Genomic DNA, 19,479 nt, shown 5'->3' with positions numbered 1-19,479 from the left:
GAATGCGCGATGAATTGGCCCGTTTTTCTGCTCTCCAGCGTCCTCCTGGCGTCCGCCGCGGGGTGCGGCTCCTCGGGCAGCTCCAACGCAGCCCCCGTCGCGGCGGGCTCCGACGCGGGGACCGCGAGCGACGCGCCAGCCTCCACGAGCGAGGATGGCGGCCTTGCCGACGGGAGTACGTCCTCGTGCGTCGTCACGCTGCCTCCCGCGTGCACGGCGGCGCCTCCCCAAGTCGGGCCCAAGCGCGATTGGCGTCACGCGTCGTCGGGCTTCCTTGTCGGTGCGGCGAACCATCGCGGTCGCGACCTCTTCCTCAACACCGCGCAAGACCAGTGGGTCATCGGACGCTTCGCCGTTGGTGCTGCGCTCGCCGAGCTCCCCGTCAAGGACGAGGAGGTCGACATCTGGCTCAACCGCGATTGCGGCTCCGGATGGGAGAAGATCGGCACGGCGCTGACGTCCGACACGCCCACGAAGGCCGCCGTCGAAGGCGTCGAGGACGCGGCGGGCCGCGTCTTCTTCCAGATCCCCGCGGCGCAGAAGCTCGGGCCGGGGCGCCATCGCTTGCGGATGGTGCTCGCCGGCGACTTGACCGGCGCCGAGGTCTTCATCGAGGTCGTGACGCCGGGGACGCCGATGTTTGTCAGCGACGTCGACGGCACGCTCACCACGTCGGAGGCCGCTGAGTTTACCTCGCTCTTGACGGCGCAGATCTCGCAGGCGAATCCATCGTCGCCGGAAGCGCTGACGGCTCTCGCGGCCAAAGGCTATCGCCCCATGTACGTGACGGCGCGCCCCGAGTGGCTCGTCGAACGCACGCGTGACTTCGTTCGCGATCGCGGCTTTCCCGCGGGCATCATCCACACGCTGACGACCGGCGCCTTGCCCGCCAACGGCGCGGCTGCCGTGGCGTACAAGAGCGGCGAGCTCGCGCAACTTACGGCGCGGGGCCTCCACCCGACGTTCGTCTTCGGCAACACCGTGACCGACGCGGAGGCCTACGACACGGCCCAGGTCCAGCCGCTCGATCACCGCATCTTCTTCAAGTTCGGCGAGGCCGACGGCGGCCAAATCTTCGGCGGCCGCCGCATCGACGACTACGCGGTGCTCCTCGCCGAGTTCGCGTCGCTCAACGCGGCATGCCCGCCCTGACGCTTGCGATGCGACCTCTCGAGCCACTGTTTCGCGGCGTCCTTGACGACGTAGCCCGCGGTCTCGGCTTCCCAACGAGCGTCGAGGTGACGCGCCTCGGCGCGCTCGTGGCGGAGCTGTCGGCTCGGTACAACGATCGCTCCGCCAAGGCGCCCGTCACCGACGACTCGAAGAGCCTCGCCGCGCGGCTCTTGTTCTCCTTTCCGCGGGACTTGCAGAAGGGCGCGGCGGCGGTGCGCGAGCTCGTCCGCGCCGGACTCTTGGCGACCGAACGGCCGCTCCGTGTCCGCGACGTGGGCGCGGGCCTCGGCGCCATGACCTTCGGTCTCCTCCGCGCGCTGCCGGCGGGCGCGCGCGTTGACGCGGCGTTGACGGACTCGAGCGCCCCCGCGCTTAAGGTCGCGGCGGCCGTGGGTCGCTCTGCCGGCCTTCTGGAGCCCGAGCGAACGCTGCACGCGACGACCCGCGTCGCCGACGTGGCGTCCCCGGCTTCACGCGGCGAGCGCTTCGACGTCGTCATCGCGGGCAACGTCCTGAGCGAGCTCGATCGCGAACTCTCCGACGACGAACGGCGCGAGCGTCACGTGGCGCTCGTCACGCGATGGCTCTCGCACGTCGACGAGGGCGGCTCGCTCGTCATCGTGGAGCCGGCGCTCCGCGACCGCACGCGTCACCTGCATGGCGTGCGCGACGCGCTCTTGCAGGGCAAGGTCGCGTCGGTGTTTGCGCCGTGCCTTCATCGCGGCGCGTGCCCCATGCTGGTGCGCGAGACCGACTGGTGCCACGAGGACCTCCCCATCGACTTGCCCGATTGGCTCGTGCCCGTCGCTCGCGCCGCGGGGCTCCGCTACGAAGGGCTCACGTTCAGCTACCTCGTCCTGCGTAAAGACGAGCGCTCCGCGGGCGACGGCCTCGCGTCGCCGTGGCGCGAGGTCTCGGGGCGGATCGCGACAAAAGGAAAGCTCGAGCGGCTGCTCTGCGGCCCCGAGGCTCATGGCGCTGTTGACGGGCAGGCCGACGGTGCCGCCCGGCCCGGCCCGCTTCGGGCGATGCGCCTCGAGCGCGCCGCCACCGACAGCAACGAACCCTGGGAGCGCGCCGAGCGCGGCGCCATCATGACCTTCACGCCCACGCTCGTCACGGCGCGGCCACGCGTCGAGAAGGACACCGTCGTTCGGCTCGAAGGTGAGGCGACGTGAGCCTAGAAGCGCGGAACGGGCGACCCAGTCGCGGCGCGCGCGTCTTCTCCGCGCGAGGCCTCTACGCCATCGTCGATGTCACGTCTTTGGCGGCCCGCCGCGTTGACCCCGTGGCTTTCGCGGAGGCAGTCCTCGGGGCGAAGCCGGTGGCGCTGCAGGTTCGAGCCAAGTCCTCCTCTCGAGCGGAGCTCGTGGCGCTCCTGCGCGCGCTCGCACCGGCGTGCCGCGTCGCCAACGTCCCGCTCGTTTGTAATGACGACCTCGACGCCGCCCTCCTCGGTGGCGCGGACATGTTGCATCTCGGCCAAGACGACGCGCCGGTGGCCGCGGTCCGCGCACGTGCGCCGCACCTTCTGTTCGGTCTTTCGACGCACGACCTCGACCAACTCGACCGCGCGCTGGCCTTCGAGCCGGCCTACGTCGCCTTCGGTCCACTGTTTCCGACGCGGAGCAAAACCGACGCGAGTCCCGTTGTAGGGCTCGACGGCCTCGCACGCGCGAAGGAACGCGTCGGCACCCGCGCGCCGCGAACGCCGCTCGTCGGCATCGGCGGCATCGACCTCGAGCGCGCGCCGTCGGTGGCTCCGCTGGCCGACGCTGGGGCCGTCATCAGCGATCTCCTTCTAGACGGCCTCGATGGTGTCACACGGCGGGCCTCGCTCCTTCATGAGGCGCTCGGTGGCCGCGCGCACAACCCAGAAGACAGCCAACAAGAGCGCGCGTGAACGACTACCTCGAGCGGCTCCCGTTTCGGCTCGGCGACGTCCTCGTGCGCGACGGCGCGGAAGAAGCATGGCTCGCCGGCGCCACCGTCTTCGAAGAAGACGCGCCCGTGGCCGTGCTCTTCCGGGCGCCCGCGTCGGGCCGCGACTGCGCCGTCTACGTGCGCGTCGTGGCCCCCTTCGAGTCCGTGTGGCTCGGGCCCTGCAAGAAGGAGCGAGGCATATTCGAGCCGCCCTCGTCGCTCGAAGAGACGGGCGTGCTCTACCGGCGAACGCGCCGCCTTCCGCTCCACGCGAGCCCCATCAAGGGCAGCGAGCTCGTCTTCGACATCGACGGCACCGTCTTGTTGGCCGAATACCGCGGCCCCGTCGTCGAGCGCCTCGTCCGGATCTCGCGCGGCGACGACGTCTGGCTCTTCGAGGGCCAGGTGATGGGGCCAGGCTCGTACGATCGTTTCCCCGGTCGGTGACCGCCGCCAACGGAATCGCCTCGGTCCTCAGAGCGACCGCAACCGAATGAAGAGCGACTCGGCCGTGAGCTGCGGCGAGGCGTTGCGGTCGAGGTTTTGAAGGGCGCCCAAGACCATGCGGAAGCGCGTGGCGGCGATGTCTGTGGTGCGGGTCTTGTCCCCCGCCGCCGCGCGAGCTTCCCGGGCCAGCTCGGCGGCGAAGGCGCGGAGCCCCGCTTCGAGGGCGTCCTTGTCCTTCTTGCCCTCCTCGGCGAGGGCCATGGCTGGGCTCAAGTGGCTCGCCGTGAGCGCCTCACGCGCCGCCGCGACGAAGCGGTCGCGGACCGCCGTGGCCTCTTCGTCAGCGAGCGAGAGCGCAGCGGCCATGCTTCCGCCGGCGTGTTTTGCGAGCTCGTCGGCGAGGGCGGCGTCCGTGCCACGCTCACGCAAGAGCTCCGCCACGAGCGCCTCTGAGAGCGCGCCAAAACGGATCCGCAGCGCACGTGAACGAATGGTCGGCAAGAGCGCGTCGCCTTGCGCGCTCAGCAAGATGAAGTGACTGCGCGAGCCGGGCTCTTCGAGGGTCTTCAGGAGCGCATTCGCGGCCGACGTGCTGAGCTCCTCAGTGCGCCGAATGATGAAGACCTTGGCGCGTCCTTCGTGTGGTTGGAAGGCGGCACGCGCGAGGACGAGCGTGCGGATCTGGTCAATCGAGATGTCTTGGGTCTCGGGCGTACGGCGCCCGATCTGCGCCGGCTCGTAGAGGCCTCGCTCGATGACGACCACGTCGGGATGGAGGGGACGGGACTCGCCTTCGCGTGGGACCGCTCGAACGCACGCGCTGCACGCTCCGCACGCGAGCGCGTCGCCGTCGGGCTTCTCGCAGACGAGGCACTGCGCGAGCGCGAAGGCCGCCATCTCCTTGCCGACGCCTTCGGGCCCGTCAAACAGGAGCGCGTGGTGGACCTTCGAGCGCGAAAGCGCCCGCTTCAGCGTGAGGATCGCCGTTTCTTGTCCCCGCACGCGGTCCATGAGCCGAACCATGCTCGCTACATACGCAAGGTTCGGCCGAAATGAAACTGGCAGCGCCCGAGCCCGCGCCGTGTCGCGTCGTCGTCGCGGCTATTGCGCGCGAATCTCGACGCGCGCGATGGCCACGACATCGCCGTCGGCCAAGAAGCGCGCCGACGTCGTGCCGACCTTGCGGGCGATGAACATGAACTCGTGATCGCCGACGCCGGGGGCGATGTCGAGCAGCTCTGGGTTATCCGACTGCACGCCGACGCCCATGAGCTTGTTGTCGTCGTTCCACGGTTTGATGACCGCGCGGGTCGCTGCGCCGACGCTCAGGGAGATGAGCGACAAGGAGACGGTCGCGGGAAGGTCGCCCTGCGACACATCGAGGATTTCGGTCCGGTCGTACGAGGGCCCCGCGCATCCCACGGCGAAGGTCACGCACGCGGCGCCCAGGAGGCGCTTCCATCGGGTGGTTCCGGTCGTGGTCATCATGGCGTCACCTCCACGTCGACCGAGCTCGCGGTCTCGCCGATCTTTACTTCGAGCTTCGAGGGCCCCGCCTTGGCGGCGCGGATGGTCATGCGGCGAACGGGGCTCGCGGCGCGAAGCTCCAAGACGCTCGCGTCGGACACGGCCCAGTCGTAGTCGACGCTCCCGCCGAGCGTCTCGTCGAGCGAGCCTCTTGCTTCGCCGCGCAGGGTGAGCTCCTCACCGACCTTCAGCGTGACCTTCGGAAGGACCGCCACGTCCTTGTCGCCCAGGATGCGGATCTTGGCCGGTTGAGCGATGCGGACGTAGGTCAAGTCGGCCGCCTTGCCGTTGGCTGTGGAGCGCGCGACCACGGCGACGCGGCCGGCCTTCTTGGCCCGAAAGAGCGCGACCGAGTCGTCGCTCAGAAACTCCGTCGATGCCGGCTTGAGGGCGTAGTTGCCTGACCCGTCCGTGGGCGTGAAGGTGAGCGTGAAGCGGCCGCCGACGCTGATGGCGGTAGGAAAATCAAAGTTGCGATCGGTCGTGCCAGACGGGCAGACGGCGTCGTCGGTCGACGTGCAGGCGTAGCGGAAGGTGCCGCGGCCGAGGTCCCCGGCGCGTGAGGCCGAGTCGCTCGCGGCGCAGCCCGCGAGGGCCAGAGCGAGGCTCGTGCAGAGCAAGGTCCGAAAGGGTTCCATCTGATCTCCCCGAAGCGGGCTTGGTGAGCAACGACTATGCCCAACAGAGGCGCATCGCGTCGAGGGCGAAGTCGCGCGACGTTTTGCGGCCCTGCGCCTTCTCGCGACGGCTGTTCGTGAACGGTGAGCGCCGGGCCCCTGACACGAAAGTCGCGCCCCGTCGTCGGCGGATCAGCGGCAAAAGCCCTCGACGCTCGCGACCCAGGTTCCGAGGAGCGCCGACGTGAGCGCGAAGGCGGCCGACGCCACGAAGGCGACCCACGAAGCCTTCGCCAAGTGGGCCCGCGATTCCGGAGGGCCTCGCCGCGCGGCCACCATGGCGAGGGCGCCAGCCCAGGCCAGGGCCGTCGCGCCGAAGGCCAGGTGCTCTTTGCGCTCGAACATCCACCCGACCGTCGGCGCCACGCGAAAGAGCGACGGTTTCACGGTCTCGCGATACGGACCGTAGAGGAGCGCGCCGGCGCTGCTTGCGGCCGTGACGAGCGCCGTCGAGAGTGTGATGGCCCAGGGAGCTCGCCGACCGGCCTTGCGAAGGACAACGGCAGGATGCACCAGCGCTGCGGCGGCCAGCCAACCGAGGTGACCGTGCAGTTGCGAGAGGAAGCGAAGCGGGTCGAGCGGCACGAGTCCGTGCGCTCAGGCGCCGCGAAATTCGGCGGTGCGCTTGGCCACGAAGGCGGCCATTCCCTCGCGCTGGTCCGCCGTCGCGAAGAGCTGCGCGAAGGCCGTGGCTTCGCGCGCGCACGCGGCGGGGAGCGCCTCTTCGGGCCCCTCGAGCAGGACGCGCTTGCAGGCACCGATGGCCAAAGGGCCCTTCGCGGCGATCTTCGCGGCCGTGGCCCGCGCTTCGGTCATGAGGTCCGCCGCCGGGACCACCTTGTTCACCAAGCCGATGCGAAGCGCCTCGGCGGCAGCGACGATGTCGCCCGTGTAGCAAAGCTCTCTCGCGAGGCCGACGCCCACGCGCCGCGCCAGACGCTGCGTGCCGCCGAAGCCCGGGATGACGCCGAGGTTGACCTCCGGTTGGCCGAGCTTTGCTTTGTCGCTGGCGTAGATGAAGTCGCACGCGAGGGCGATCTCGCAGCCGCCGCCGAGCGCGAAGCCGTTGACGGCCGCGATGACGGGGAAGGGCAGCGCCTCGATGCGCGCCAAGATCGACTGGCCCAACGTCGCGAAGGTCTGCGCTTCGGCGACGCTCATGGTCGACATGCGCGCGATGTCGGCGCCGGCCACGAAGGCCTTCTCACCGGCGCCTGTGAGGATCGCGCACCGGAGTGAGCGATCTTCCGCCATCCTCTCGACGACGCTCGCCAGCTCGTGGAGCACGTCGTCGTTGATGGCGTTGAGCTTGTCCGGACGATTGATGGTGACCGTGGCCACGTGGGCAGCAATTTCGAACAGAACGACGGACATGGTGGACCTCGTGCGGTGGAGCGTTTGGCGTCGGTAGGGCGCCTCGCGATAGGGCGTGCCTAGGACGAGAAGGCGGGGCCGGTCTTCTGACCCTTGTCGTCGTACGCGTAGAAGCCGCGACCGGACTTCTTGCCTAGCCACCCGGCGGCGACGAGGTTTCGGAGCAGCGTCGGCGCGCGGTACTTGCTGTCGCCAAGATCGCGGTGGAGCACGTCGGCGATGAAGAGCACGGTGTCGAGGCCGATGAGATCGGACAGCTCCAGCGGCCCCATGGGGTGGTTTAGCCCGAGCTTGGCGCCCGTGTCGATGTCGTTGGGGGTGCCGAGGCTCTCTTGGAGGACGAAACAAGCCTCCACGAGCATCGGGATGAGCATGCGGTTCACGAGGAAGCCGGGCGCGTCTTTGCTGACGACGATGGTCTTGCCCATGGCTTGGGCGAGCGCGGTGATCTCGCTCTCGGTCTCGCGCGACGTCTGCACGGCGCGCACGATCTCCACGAGCTTCATGAGCGGCACGGGGTTCATGAAGTGCATCCCAATGACCCGGTCTGGTCGGCTCGTGACGCCGGCGAGCTTGGTGACGGAGATGCTCGACGTGTTGCTCGCGAGAATCTTTCCGGCCCCGAGGGCCGCGTCACACTCCTTGAAGAGCTTGAGCTTGAGTTCGACGTTCTCCGTTGCGGCCTCGATGACCAGATCGCAGGCGCTGAAGTCGGCGATCGCGTTGACCGGCTTGAGATGACCCAGGAGGGCGGCCTTCGCCTCACCGGTCATCTTGCCCTTCTCGACCTGCTTGCCGAGGATCGCGTCGATGCGGCCGATGGCCTTCTTTGCGTGCTCAACGCTCTGGTCCGCCAAGAGCACGTCGTACCCGGCCCCCGCCGCGACCTGCGCGATCCCGCCGCCCATTTGCCCTGCGCCCAACACTCCGATGGTCTTGATGCTCGACATCGCGCCCTTATAGCTGGAGACCTGCGGCGTCGGCTACGGTCGCCGGCGGTCGGCGACCGGCAGGCGCCATCCGAGTCTCATCGCGGAGCGCGGATCGCGGCTAATCTCTTCCCATGGCGGCCCACCTCGCCCTCTTCGTTGCGCTCGCCCTCGGCGCCGCCACGGGCTGCGCGAAGGCGCCCGTCGTCGATCGTGCCATGGCCCTCGCGCGGACGGGCAAGGAGGACCAGGCGCTCGTGGTGCTGGCGGCCCACCTCGGCAAAGAGCCCGACGACGTTGCGGCGCGACGGCTCTTCGTGCGCGTCTTGGCCATCACCGGCGATCTCAAAGAGGCTCGCGTCAACGTGGAGGAGCTGCGGAAGCGTTTACCGCCGGACGATCCAACGCCGTTTCTCGAGCTCGGCCACGCGCTCGAGCTCGCCCATCGCTTCGATGAGGCGCTCGAGGCCTACGACGACGCGGCGCGCGCTGCGCCATCCTCTCCTTTGGGCCCCCGCACCGCGGGGCTCCGCGCGGCACGCTGGGGCGAGAGCGCGGTCGCCGAGGAGCGCCTCGCGGAAGCCGTACGCCGCGGCGCCACCGACGCCGAGACGTTTCACGCGCTCGGATTGGTGCGGCTCCACTCGAGAGACCTCGCCGGTGCCGAGGTGGCCTATCGCTCCGCCCTGCGCGCCGATGCGAACGCCGTCGACAGCCTCATCGGCCTCGCCAGCGTCGCGCTCGTGCGCGAGGACTTCGGCGCGGCGCTCGCCGCCTACGACGCGGTTCGCGCGAAGCGTCCGTGGCTCGCCGCCGCCGAGCTTGGGCGCGCCTACGCGCTCCTACGACTCAGCCGGAAGCTCGAAGCGAAAGACGCCATCGACCGCGCCGAGTCGCTGGGCGGGCCGCCACGCAACGTCAGCAAGCTGCGCGAGTTGCTCGGCGCGCCCTAGCTGCCACTACCGCGGCCGCTCCTTGTCGTGAGCGCGCGGCGATGTAGCGCATCTACCGCGGCGGAGCCAACGACGGCCGCGTCCGTTCGATTTGCGTTCGCACCACGTCGATGAGGCGCGAGACGCCGAAGGGCTTCTGGACCAACGCGTTCGGTAGCGCGGCGAGCGCCTCCCGCGTCTCGGGGCTCGCCGAATGACCGAGGGCGAAGACGAACCGTGGCGCGAGCGCCGGGTTCTCGCGGGTGGCTTCGAGGTAGACCTCCAGGCCCGTCTGGTCGAGCAGCTCAGCCTCGCAGAAGATCACGTCGAACATTCCGAGCCGTCGCAAGAGCGACACGGCGTCTTTTCCTGACGTCGCCGCGACGACGTCGTGCTCGGCGTAGAGGGCGATGGAGAGCGCGCTCCCAAGGGAAGGCTCCTCATCGACGACGAGGATGCGGCCGCGGCGATGCGGCACTTCGGGGCCGCCGAAGGTGGGGAAGCGACTCGGCAGCGTGACCGTCACCGAGGTCCCTCGCCCCTCTTCGCTCGTGATTTCGATCGAGCCGTGGAGGGCGTTGACGATCCCCTGGCTAACCCACAGGCCCAGGCCCGTACCGACGCCTTCCGGCTTCGTGGTGAAGAAGGGATCGAAGATGCGGGCGCGCGCTTCCGTGGCGATGCCGATGCCCGTGTCGCTGACGGTGACCGCGACCTTGCCCGCCTCCGTGGTTCGACTCACGACGCGAATCTCGTGCGTCGAGACGTCGCCGACGGGGATCGCTTGGGCCGCGTTCAGGAGGAGGTTCAAAAAGACCTGCCCCAAGCGCGACTCGTTGGCCTCGACGGGGGGGACGTCGCCGTATTCGCGGATGAGCGTGGCGCGGTGCCGGATCTCGTTCCACGCCAAGTTGATGCTCGCGTCGAGGACCCGAACGACGTCGACGGGCGCGACGTTGGTGTCGGCGCGCGAGAAGGTCTTGAGGTCGCGCACGATGCCGCGCACGCGCTCGGTGCCTTCGTGCACGATGGAGACCATGCTCGTGATGTCTCGAAGGCGGTCGGCGAGGTGTCCGGTCGCCGCGCCGGTCTCATCGGAGAGGAGCGCCAACTGGCGCGTCAGCTCTGGCAACGATCGTCCGATGAGCACGTCGAGGTTGGTCTTCATGTAGGCGATCGGGTTGTTGATCTCATGGGCCACGCCGGCGGCCAGCGTGCCCACCGACGCCATGCGGTCGGATTGCAGGAGTCGCGCCTGCATTTGCCGTCGCTCCGTGAGGTCGCGGATCGTCGAGAGCGTGCAGGTCTCGCCCTCGAAATCGACGAGCATGCTGATGATCTCGCATTGGGCGGGTTCGCCGCCCTTGCGCCGAAGGGTGTATGCCATCGGTGGCACCACGCGCTTCTTGCGCAGTTCGACGCCACGCGCGCGCGCCTTGTCGGCCTCGCCGGCCGCGAGGACCGCGTCGGCCCCGAGCTGAAGCACCTCCTCGGCGGAGCCGTAGCCGAGGTACCGAACGAAGGCCGGGTTGACGTAGACGAAGCGCTCGTTGCGCGTCACGCAAACCGCGTCGGGCGTCACTTCGATGAGCGTACGAAAGCGCCCCTCCGAGCGCTTGAGCGCGTCGTTCTCCAGGACGCGCTGGGTCACGTCGGTGGCGATGGTGAGGACGCCGGCAGGCTCACCAGCGTCGCTTACAAGGGGAGTGAGGTGCCACTCGCAGAGGATGGTTCGCCCGTCGCGGGTTTGGTTTGCGTGCGTCACGCGTTGTGCGCCTGCTCCTGCGAGCTTGGCCCAGGTCTCTTCCACGAAGGTCCGCACCGGCTCTGGGACGATGAGCGCCAGCGCCTTCGAGCCGAGCACTGACCCGGCCTCGTGGCCGAAGATGTGCGTCGCCGCCGCGTTCCACGCGACGACCTCGCCGGCCTGGTTCCAGACAATGACCGCGAGCGGGGTCTGCTCGAAGAGTGCCCGGTAAGCTTCGGCGCCGAGGGCCTGCTCGTGCTTGGGCATCGCTCGGGATGCTACACGGTGCGCGGGCCCTGTCGCGAGGTGCGTGTCGCGAGGTGCGAACCGGGCGCGCGAGCGTGTACGCTGGCGCGATGATGGACGGCTCACGTGCGCTTGGCGAAGTCGGTGAGGTCTTCTCTGACCTGGAGCGCCTCCTCAAGAACCCTGACGTCGGGGCTACGCTCGCCGAGAGCGGCGTCAACGTAAGCCTGGCCATGCTCGCCGCCGACGGCCTGCGCGCCTACCTTCACGGCGACAAGGCGCGCGCCGCCGAAGACTTCACCCACTTCGGCGAAGAGGTGGCCGCCCGCATGGCGCACCGCGGTCCCGTTTCCTAGTATCCGAATCAAGACTCGACCAACGACCGCCAGAAGAAGAAGCGAGAGCGAGAAAGAAGGATGCTGAGTTGAACCTGCCGACGCTGCGCACGGGCCTCGCGTTGCCACACCCGGAGCCGATCTCAGGCGGAAAGTACTCTGCCGTTGAGCTGATGCCGGGCGATCGCGTGGTCTGCATGCTCGATCAGCGAGGCCTCCCTCGCGAGGAGCACTACGAGTTGCTCAGCCAGTGCGACCAGGTCGAGGGGGCCATTCGGTCTCTCGCCGTGCGCGGGGCGCCGGCCATCGGCATTGCCGCCGCTTACGGCCTGGTGCTCGCGGCGCACGCCGCAGCAGACGCACCCGCCGCCGCGTTCATGGAGCAGATGTCCCTCGCCGCCGAGCGGCTGCGGCGAACGCGCCCCACGGCGGTGAACCTCGCCTGGGCCGTCGGTCGCATGATGACGCGCGCCGAGTCGGTGGCGCCGGCGCCGGGGCCCGAGCGCCACGATGCCTTGGCCCGCGAGGCTCGTGCGATTCACCGTGAAGACGTGGCTGCGTGCCGCACCATCGGCGAGCTGGGGATGGGTCACGTGCCTGCGGGGGCGGTCCTCGTTCACTGCAACGCCGGAGCGTTGGCCACCGGCGGTTATGGCTCGGCGCTGGGCATCGTTCGCTCCGCTCGCGCCGCGCACAAGCTAACGCGCGTCTTCGTGGCCGAGACGAGGCCTGTCCTCCAGGGCTCGCGCATCACGGCGTGGGAGCTGATGCGCGACGCGGTGCCTGTCACGGTCCTCACCGATTCGATGGCCGCCGTGTTGATGCAACGAGGTGACATCACGGCCGTCATCGTCGGCGCCGACCGCGTCGCGAGAAACGGCGACGTCGCCAACAAGGTCGGAACCTACTCGCTCGCGTGCCTCGCGAAGATGCACGACATCCCGCTCATCGTCGCGGCGCCCTTTAGCACCGTCGACCTGGCCACGGCCACCGGCGCTGACATCCCCATCGAGAATCGTGGCGGCGACGAGGTGACGACGATGCGGGTCGGCAACGACGCGGTGCAGATTGCACCCGACGGTGCCGTCGCGATGAATCCAGCCTTCGATGTCACGCCGGCGCGTCTCGTGCGTGCGCTCGTGACCGAGCGCGGGGTCGCCTCGCCGCTCGATGAGGAGTCCCTGGCGCGGCTCGCTCGCCTCGGCTAGTGACCATGCCCTCGGGCGCGCAAAATCCCGCCGCGTCGCCCGCGATCCAGTGCGGCCTCGGTATCGCACCCCTACACTGTGCGACTCGTTGATTTCACTGGAAGGGCGGAGGGGCACGTGGGGTGCATCCACCTCCGGATATGACCCCGTTTACGATCCCAGAGCGTCGACTGCCCTTCGACACCTTGGTCGACGACGAGGAAGCGCCGCTGACCGAGCGCACCGAGGCCCCCGATTGGTCGACGTTTCCGACCTCCGAGACCCGCATCGGGATCGCGGGGCCGGCGCGGCGGCCCCGCTGACCCTCGAATAGTCACATCATTTCGAGCCCCAACGCGCGCTGTTCACGGCCTTGTGCGGGGTCTGCCCATGCCCCGCTACCGGTTCGTGCAGTCGTGGGGCATGATTCGGGTTCTTCACGCGTTTCGTCGCGAGGACCTATGCCAAGCTTGCCCCGCATCGCGCTGCTCCTCTCCGCCTTCGTCGCCGCGTCGACGATGAGCCCACTTGCCTCCGCACAGGGCGCAGAGGACCTCTCGGAAGAGACGGAGGCCGTTCCGTCGGAATACGTGGTCGACCTCAAAGACGACGTGGACGGGGCGGCGCTCGAGGGGCTTCGCGCCAAGGTCCGCGATCTCGGCGCGACGCTCGATTGGAACAGCACGTCGTCGCCGGAGGGCGATCACCTGGCGCTCTTGCGCGGCACGGAGGACCGTTCGGTCTTGGCCCGCGCCATCGAGCGCCTCCGCGGAGACGCGCACGTCGAGGCCCTCGAAGAGAGCCTTGTCTTCCGCGCATCGTTCGTCCCCAACGATCCGCTCTACAAGGAGAAGCAGTGGCACTTGGCCCGCGTCGGGGCCGAGCGCGCGTGGGATTACGGCTGCGGCCATGGCGTGACGGTGGCCGTCATCGACACCGGCGTCGCGTGTTTCGACAAGGGACCGTTCACGCGCGGCACGGACCTTCAAGGGACGCGTTGCAAGGGCGGCTACAACTTCGTGCACGACGTCGACGAGGCCTACGACGACCAAGGCCACGGCACGCACGTCGCGGGCACCATCGCGCAAACGACGAACAACGAGCGCGGCGTCGCAGGTCTCGCGCACTGCGCGAACCTGATGCCTGTCAAAGTGCTCAACAAGAACGGTTGGGGCACGCTGGCCGACGTCGCGGAGGGGATTCGCTACGCGGCCGATCACGGCGCGCAGATCATCAACCTGTCGCTCGGCGGGCCAAGGCCCGCGTCGGTCCTTGAGAAGGCCGTCCGCTACGCGGAACGAAAGGGCGTCCTTATCGTCGCGGCGGCCGGCAACAGCGGTCGCTCTGTCGGGTACCCGGCCGCGTACCCGGGCGTCCTCGCCGTCAGCGCCACCGACAGCGGCGACCGCATCGCGTGGTTCTCGTCGCGAGGCCCGCAAGTCGGCATCGCCGCGCCGGGCGTGTCGGTGACGCAGCAGACCATCTGCGACGGCGGGAAGAACAAGTGTGAGCTCTTCGGCACCTTCAACGGCACGAGCATGGCGTCGCCCCACGTGGCCGGCGCCGCAGCGCTCGTGGCGGGGCTCGGCGTTAGCTCACCCGACGCGCTTCGCTCCGCCCTCACGGGCACGGCCGCCGCAAAGGACGACGCCAAGCTCTACGGCGCGGGCCTCCTCGACGCCGGCAACGCCGTCCTCCGCACGCACTGGGCGCGGGCCCTCGAGCGGGCGCTCGCCATCGTGGCCTTCTTTGCCCTCGTGGCGATGCGCGTGCGGAAGCGCGGTTGGTTGTTCCTGACGCCTGGCGCCGTCGTGGCCTCACTCGTTGCTGGCGTCGGGCTCTTGCCCTTCTTGCCGCTTTTGGGCGTCCTCCCGACGCTCGGCGAAGCACGGCCTCTTGCGGAGCTCCTCATGCGGCCCTTCGGCGAATGGGACCTCTTCGTCGGGCACAGCTTGCATCGCTGGTTGCTCCTGGCCAGCGCCGGGCCGGCGCTCTTGGGCTACGCGGTCTTCTTTGGCGTTCGGTCGCTCCGGCCTGTCCTCGGCGGGTTTGCCGTCGGGGCCGCGGCGCTCCTGGCGCAGACCGCGCTCATGGCCGACGTAGCGTTCCCGATGGGCACGTTCTTGCTGCGGGTGTTTGCCGTCGCGAACATCGCCGTCCTCCTTTGGCTGGCGCGGCTGGGGCTCGACCGGAAGCCGACGTAGGGGCTGCTCTCGCCACCCGTGAACGTGCCCGTGCCCGTGGACGTGCCCGGGCCATGGCGACAGGGGAGAGCAAGGGGACGGTGAAATCGTGCACGTTCACGGGCACGTTCACGATTGCGGGACTGCAAGAGCGGCTACCCAAGCGCGAAAACCCGGATACTCTTCGGGGCGATGTCCCTGAAGATCGACCAGGACCACTCTCGGTTCCGCAACATCGTCCGCGGTCGCATCCGCCAGAACCTCCGGAAGTACATCTCGCAAGGCGAGCTCATCGGGCGGAAGGGGAAAGACGTCGTCTCCATCCCGATCCCGCAGATCGACATTCCGCGCTTCCGCTTCGGCGACAAGCAATCGGGCGGGGCCGGGCAGGGTGACGGCGACGTCGGCGATCCCGTGAGCGGCGAGCAAGGCGACGAGCCGGGCGACGGCAAGCAGGCCGGCAAGGGCGCCGGCGAACACGTCCTCGAAGTCGACGTGACGCTCGACGAGCTCGCCGAGATCCTCGGCGAAGAGCTCGAGCTCCCCGACATCATGGACAAGGGAAAGTCGAAGATCGTCAACGAGAAGGATCGCTACACGGGGATTCGCCGCGTCGGTCCCGAGTCGCTGCGGCACTTCCGTCGCACGTACCGCGAGGCCCTCAAGCGTCAGATCTCGATGGGCATCTACAAGCCCGAGAATCCCCTCGTCGTTCCCATTCCCGACGACAAGCGCTACCGCGCGTGGAAGACGCAATCGGAGCCCGTCGCCAACGCCGTCATCATCTACATGATGGACGTCTCCGGCTCCATGGGTGACGAGCAGAAGGAGATCGTGCGCATCGAGAGCTTCTGGATCGATGCGTGGCTGCAGAAGCAATACAAGGGCCTCGAGAGCCGCTACATCATCCACGATGCCGTGGCCCGCGAGGTCGACCGAGACACGTTCTTTCACACGCGGGAGAGCGGCGGCACCATGATCTCGAGTGCCTACAAGCTCTGCGCGCAGCTCATCGAAGACCACTACCCGCCCGAAGAGTGGAACATCTACCCGTTCCACTTCTCCGACGGGGACAACTGGTCGATGGACGACACGCTCGCAGTGTGTCGAGATCCTCAAACGGTCAGATCCTCCCGCGGGTGAACATGTTCGCCTACGGCCAGGTCGAGAGCCCCTACGGCTCAGGGCAGTTCATCAAGGATCTGCGCGACCACTTCAACCGCGACGATCGCGTCGTCTTGTCGGAGATTCGCGACAAGGACGCCATCGTGGGGAGCATCAAAGACTTTCTCGGGAAGGGTGCCTGAGGACCTGCGTCCGATGACATCCTCAGCCTCAGCCCTCTGCCGATTCCGTTGCCGATGATCGGAAGGAAATTCGATGAGTGAGTTCGCGCTCAAGACCGCTTTGCCGCCGTACCTCCGCGCCGAACAAGAGCGCATCGAGAAGTTCGCCCGCGAAGCGGGGCTCGACTTCTTTCCCGTCGTCTACGAGATCCTCAGCTACGACCAGATGAACGAGATCGCGGCCTACGGGGGCTTCCCGAACCGCTATCCGCACTGGCGCTACGGCATGGAGTACGAGCAGCTCTCGAAGAGCTACGAGTACGGCCTCTCGAAGATCTACGAGATGGTTATCAACAACAACCCGAGCTACGCGTACCTCCTCGAGGGAAACTCGCTCGTCGATCAGAAGCTCGTCATGGCGCACGTCTCGGCGCACGTCGACTTCTTCAAGAACAACTTCGCCTTTCGCGCCACAGACCTCGACGCGGGAGCGCAGACCACCGAGCCGGTGCGGCGCGCTGTTGACTACAACCCCAACCGCCGCTGGATCGACAAGATGGCGAACCACGGGACGCGCGTGCGTCGACACGTGGCGCGTCTCGGCATCAACAAGGTCGAGGAGTTCATCGACCACTGCCTCTCGCTCGAGAACCTCATCGATCCGCACGCGCCCTTCACCGGCAAGCGCAAGGTGAGGGATCCCGACGAAGACGAGAAGGCGACCGAAGTCCCGCGCCTCCGCGCGAAGGACTACATGGAGAAGTTCATCAACCCCGAGGAGTACCTCGAAGAACAACGCCAGAAGATCGCGGCGGAGCAAGGAGAAGTCCAAGAAGTTCCCCGAGCGCTCCGAGCGCGACGTCTTGAGCTTCCTCTTGGAGAACGCGCCTCTCGAGCGCTGGGAGCACGACGTCCTCGAGATCATTCGTGAGGAGGCCTACTACTTCGTCCCGCAGATGCAGACGAAGATCATGAACGAAGGGTGGGCCATCTATTGGCATTTTAAGCTCATGACCGAGAAGGTCCTCGATGCCTCCGAGATCATCGACTACGCCGACCGCGCGTCAGGCGTCTTGGCCACGAGCAAGGGCCAGCTCAACCCGTACAAGTTGGGCGTCGAGCTTTACCGCAACGTCGAGGAGCGGTGGGACAAGGGTCAGTTCGGCAAGGAGTGGGAAGACTGCGACGACCTCGACGCCAAGCGCCACTGGAACCTGCGGCTCGGGCTCGGCAAGAAGAAGCTCTTCGAGGTGCGCTCGCTCTACAACGATGTGACGTTCATTGACGAGTTTCTCACGCCGGACTTCTGCCGCGAGCACAAGCTCTTCAGCATCTCGTATTCGAGCCGCAACGAGCGCTTCGAGATCGAGTCGCGGGAGTTCAAGCAGATCAAAGAGAAGCTGCTGTTTCAGCTCACGAACGCCGGCAACCCGTTCATCTACGTCGAAGACGCCAATTTCGAGAACCGTGGCGAGCTCCTCCTCCGGCACGATCACCAAGGCATGGATCTCAGGCCCGACTGGGCCAAGGAGGTCTTGCGCAGCATCGTGCGCGTCTGGAAGCGACCGGTGAACGTCCTCACCATCCTCGAGTCGAAGCAGGTCATGCTTCGCTACGACGGCAAGGAACACACGCAGAAGCCCCTCAAGAAGGACTGACGTGAACACCCCGCCGGTGAAGCCCTTCGAGCGCGATCCGGCGCACTGGCTCTACAAGCTCTCTCCCGACGAGTGGCTCAGGGCCGCCCTGTCGGAGATGGCGCGCGCCGAGGCGCTCTACCAGGAGCGAAACGCAAAGGGCGGCCTCGCGAGCGCGAGGCGTGCAGCGGGGATGGCCCTGAACGGAGCGCTCATTCTCGTGCCGAAAGAGTGGGGACGGAGCTTCGTCGACCACCTGGTCTCGCTGCGCACCGACGTAGACGCGCCGGAGGCGGTGAAAGACGCGTGCCGCGTTCTCTTGGAGACGCAGCCGCCGGGGCCAACGCTCCTGACGCTGCGGAGCCCCAAGGGCGACGAGCGCGTCCTCGAGGCCGCGCGCGACGTCGTGGCTCACGCGTACGCGGTGATCCGCAAGAACGAGCCACTCCCCAAAGCGGAGCCTTCCTGATGCGCACCTCTGCCTCCGCCTTCGCGCTGCTCGCCGGCGTCTTCGCCTGCGGGCCGTCCCTTACGGAGCCGCCCAAGGCCGCCGCTGAGCGCGAATCGGCGCCCTGCGCGGCCGGCGCCGACGCCGGTGCGCTCGATTGCCGCCGCGCCGCCGTGCCGTCGGCGCGCCGTGACGTCGTCGGCGTCCTCGACCCTGACGAACGTTCCCCGTTGGCGCCACCGATGGGCGACGCGGGCGCACGTCGAACCGCCGCGCCGACTGCTAGCGCGGCCGCCGCTCCTCCGCCGCTGCCGCGCGTCGCGCCATTGCCCGTCACGATTCCCCTCGCGGCCGAAGGCGAGACGGGAGACCTCGCCGACGCGCTGCGACGCGGGGACGCGGCCTTCGAGAAGGACGACCTCAAGGGCGCGACGCGCGCCTACGAAGACGCGCGCGGCTTGGCGCCGAAGGGCGTCGCCGCGAAGGTCGGCATCCTTCGGGTGAAGATCGCGGCGACCAAGGTGCCCTTCGACTACGGCGCCGGGAAGAACGTACCGGCTGTGCTCGCGGCGGCGCGCGAGCTCGCCAAGCTGGTGCTCGCGGAGCCCGAGTCGGGGCCCGCGCACGCGGAGCTTGGCCGGGCGCTCCTGCTGGAGGGCGACGCAGCGAAAGCCGCTCAGGCCCTCAAACGCGCCGCTGAGCTATTGCCGAAGGTGCCGGAGGTTCAGTCGTCGCTCGCCATCGCGCTTTTGGCGACGGGCCACGTCGACGAAGCGCTTCCCCGATTCCGCCTCGCGAAGAACCTCGACGTCGGCAGCGGCGTGCGTCACGGACACCTCGGCACGGCGCTGCTCTTGCGCGGCGAGGTCAAGGAGGCCATCTCCGAATACGAGCTGGCGGCGCGCCTCGCGGACACCGACGCCCGTGCCCACTCCGACCTCGGCACGGCGCTGCTCGCCGACAACCAGGCGGAGAGGGCTGCCCGAGAGCTTGAGCGCGCCGTCGTCCTCGACCCATCGCGGGCGACCTTTCGGTCGAACCTCGGCTACGCCCTTCAATCGATGGGCAAACGGGCTGACGCCATCGTTCGATACCGCGAAGCCATCAAGCTTGATCCAAAGCTCGCGAGCGCTTGGATCAACCTCGCGACGGCGCTCGCGCAAGAGCCGCAAACGCGCGCCGAAGCGCGGGGGGCGCTCGAGCGAGCCCGCGCCATTGACCCGACGGACCCACGCGTCATCGCGAACTTGAAGGAACTTTCGGACCTCGAGCGCGGCGTAAAGTAAACGTGATCACGCACATGGGAGTGCGCGTGCTCGCGTTGGTCACGTGCGTCGCACGGGCCGCTTGACCCTCGCGTCACGGAGCGCGTAACTTGCCCTCCGACTTCATGAACCACGTGCGCCTGGCGCGCTTCATGAGGAACGA

General features: G+C 68.2%; 18 protein-coding genes and 2 pseudogenes. 13 read left to right on the top strand and 7 right to left on the bottom strand.

Features of this window, described 5'->3' with window-relative positions; all coding sequences use genetic code 11:
* Window positions 1–9 precede the first annotated feature (9 nt).
* The 4 genes from IPG50_29540 to IPG50_29525 are packed head-to-tail and all read left to right on the top strand — an operon-like array spanning window position 10 to window position 3,543.
* Entirely contained in the window at window positions 10–1,152 is a 1,143-nt protein-coding gene (locus tag IPG50_29540; protein ID MBK6696305.1) for a phosphatidylinositol transfer protein, read from the top strand.
* Window positions 1,153–1,160: 8 nt separating this feature from the next.
* Window positions 1,161–2,351 (top strand): hypothetical protein, encoded by a 1,191-nt coding sequence (locus IPG50_29535; protein ID MBK6696304.1) that lies wholly within the window; start codon window positions 1,161–1,163, stop codon window positions 2,349–2,351.
* Entirely contained in the window at window positions 2,348–3,076 is a 729-nt protein-coding gene (locus tag IPG50_29530; protein ID MBK6696303.1) for a thiamine phosphate synthase, read from the top strand. The genes IPG50_29535 and IPG50_29530 overlap by 4 nt, the downstream gene beginning before the upstream one ends.
* Window positions 3,073–3,543 carry a hypothetical protein gene (locus tag IPG50_29525; protein MBK6696302.1) on the top strand — a complete coding sequence of 157 codons (471 nt, stop codon included), beginning with the start codon at window positions 3,073–3,075 and terminating at the stop codon, window positions 3,541–3,543. The genes IPG50_29530 and IPG50_29525 overlap by 4 nt, the downstream gene beginning before the upstream one ends.
* 27 nt (window positions 3,544–3,570) lie before the next feature.
* Here IPG50_29525 and IPG50_29520 read toward each other — a convergent pair whose 3' ends face one another.
* The 6 genes from IPG50_29520 to IPG50_29495 form a co-directional block, all read right to left on the bottom strand.
* Entirely contained in the window at window positions 3,571–4,554 is a 984-nt protein-coding gene (locus IPG50_29520; protein MBK6696301.1) for a DNA polymerase III subunit, read from the bottom strand.
* A gap of 90 nt (window positions 4,555–4,644) precedes the next feature.
* Window positions 4,645–5,031: a hypothetical protein gene (locus IPG50_29515; GenBank protein MBK6696300.1), complete on the bottom strand. Its 387-nt coding sequence runs from the start codon at window positions 5,029–5,031 to the stop codon at window positions 4,645–4,647.
* Complete coding sequence (locus IPG50_29510) at window positions 5,028–5,708, bottom strand: hypothetical protein (protein MBK6696299.1); 681 nt, start codon at window positions 5,706–5,708, stop codon at window positions 5,028–5,030. Before IPG50_29510 ends, IPG50_29515 begins: the two co-directional genes overlap by 4 nt.
* Window positions 5,709–5,879: 171 nt before the next feature.
* Complete coding sequence (locus IPG50_29505) at window positions 5,880–6,332, bottom strand: hypothetical protein (GenBank protein ID MBK6696298.1); 453 nt, start codon at window positions 6,330–6,332, stop codon at window positions 5,880–5,882.
* A 12-nt stretch (window positions 6,333–6,344) separates the two neighbouring features.
* Window positions 6,345–7,121 (bottom strand): enoyl-CoA hydratase/isomerase family protein, encoded by a 777-nt coding sequence (locus tag IPG50_29500; GenBank protein ID MBK6696297.1) that lies wholly within the window; start codon window positions 7,119–7,121, stop codon window positions 6,345–6,347.
* A gap of 59 nt (window positions 7,122–7,180) precedes the next feature.
* Window positions 7,181–8,071, bottom strand: coding sequence for a 3-hydroxybutyryl-CoA dehydrogenase (locus IPG50_29495; protein MBK6696296.1), 891 nt, complete (start codon window positions 8,069–8,071; stop codon window positions 7,181–7,183).
* A 113-nt stretch (window positions 8,072–8,184) separates the two neighbouring features.
* Here IPG50_29495 and IPG50_29490 point away from each other — a divergent pair, with 113 nt between their 5' ends.
* Window positions 8,185–9,003 carry a tetratricopeptide repeat protein gene (locus tag IPG50_29490; protein MBK6696295.1) on the top strand — a complete coding sequence of 273 codons (819 nt, stop codon included), beginning with the start codon at window positions 8,185–8,187 and terminating at the stop codon, window positions 9,001–9,003.
* A 52-nt stretch (window positions 9,004–9,055) separates the two neighbouring features.
* Here IPG50_29490 and IPG50_29485 read toward each other — a convergent pair whose 3' ends face one another.
* Window positions 9,056–10,996, bottom strand: coding sequence for a PAS domain S-box protein (locus tag IPG50_29485; protein MBK6696294.1), 1,941 nt, complete (start codon window positions 10,994–10,996; stop codon window positions 9,056–9,058).
* An 89-nt stretch (window positions 10,997–11,085) separates the two neighbouring features.
* Here IPG50_29485 and IPG50_29480 point away from each other — a divergent pair, with 89 nt between their 5' ends.
* The 8 genes and pseudogenes from IPG50_29480 to IPG50_29445 all read left to right on the top strand — a co-directional run bounded on the left by IPG50_29480 (window position 11,086) and on the right by IPG50_29445 (window position 19,337).
* Window positions 11,086–11,331 (top strand): hypothetical protein, encoded by a 246-nt coding sequence (locus tag IPG50_29480; GenBank protein MBK6696293.1) that lies wholly within the window; start codon window positions 11,086–11,088, stop codon window positions 11,329–11,331.
* Between the two features lie 152 nt (window positions 11,332–11,483).
* Entirely contained in the window at window positions 11,484–12,518 is a 1,035-nt protein-coding gene (gene mtnA, locus IPG50_29475) for an S-methyl-5-thioribose-1-phosphate isomerase (GenBank protein ID MBK6696292.1), read from the top strand.
* A 140-nt stretch (window positions 12,519–12,658) separates the two neighbouring features.
* A complete protein-coding gene (locus IPG50_29470) occupies window positions 12,659–12,820 on the top strand; it encodes a hypothetical protein (protein MBK6696291.1) in 162 nt (53 codons plus the stop codon).
* 138 nt (window positions 12,821–12,958) lie between these two features.
* Complete coding sequence (locus IPG50_29465; protein ID MBK6696290.1) at window positions 12,959–14,701, top strand: peptidase S8; 1,743 nt, start codon at window positions 12,959–12,961, stop codon at window positions 14,699–14,701.
* Between the two features lie 171 nt (window positions 14,702–14,872).
* Window positions 14,873–15,987, top strand: a pseudogene (locus IPG50_29460) (DUF444 family protein).
* 73 nt (window positions 15,988–16,060) lie between these two features.
* Window positions 16,061–17,624, top strand: a pseudogene (locus IPG50_29455) (SpoVR family protein).
* 1 nt (window position 17,625) lies between these two features.
* On the top strand, window positions 17,626–18,072 hold the full coding sequence (locus tag IPG50_29450) for a hypothetical protein (protein ID MBK6696289.1): 447 nt from the start codon (window positions 17,626–17,628) through the stop codon (window positions 18,070–18,072).
* On the top strand, window positions 18,072–19,337 hold the full coding sequence (locus tag IPG50_29445) for a tetratricopeptide repeat protein (GenBank protein MBK6696288.1): 1,266 nt from the start codon (window positions 18,072–18,074) through the stop codon (window positions 19,335–19,337). The genes IPG50_29450 and IPG50_29445 overlap by 1 nt, the downstream gene beginning before the upstream one ends.
* Window positions 19,338–19,479 lie beyond the last annotated feature (142 nt).

The organism is Myxococcales bacterium, assembly GCA_016703425.1.
Classification (GTDB): Bacteria; Myxococcota_A; Polyangia; order Polyangiales; family Polyangiaceae; genus JADJCA01.
This window is presented reverse-complemented; position numbering and strand designations above follow the sequence as displayed.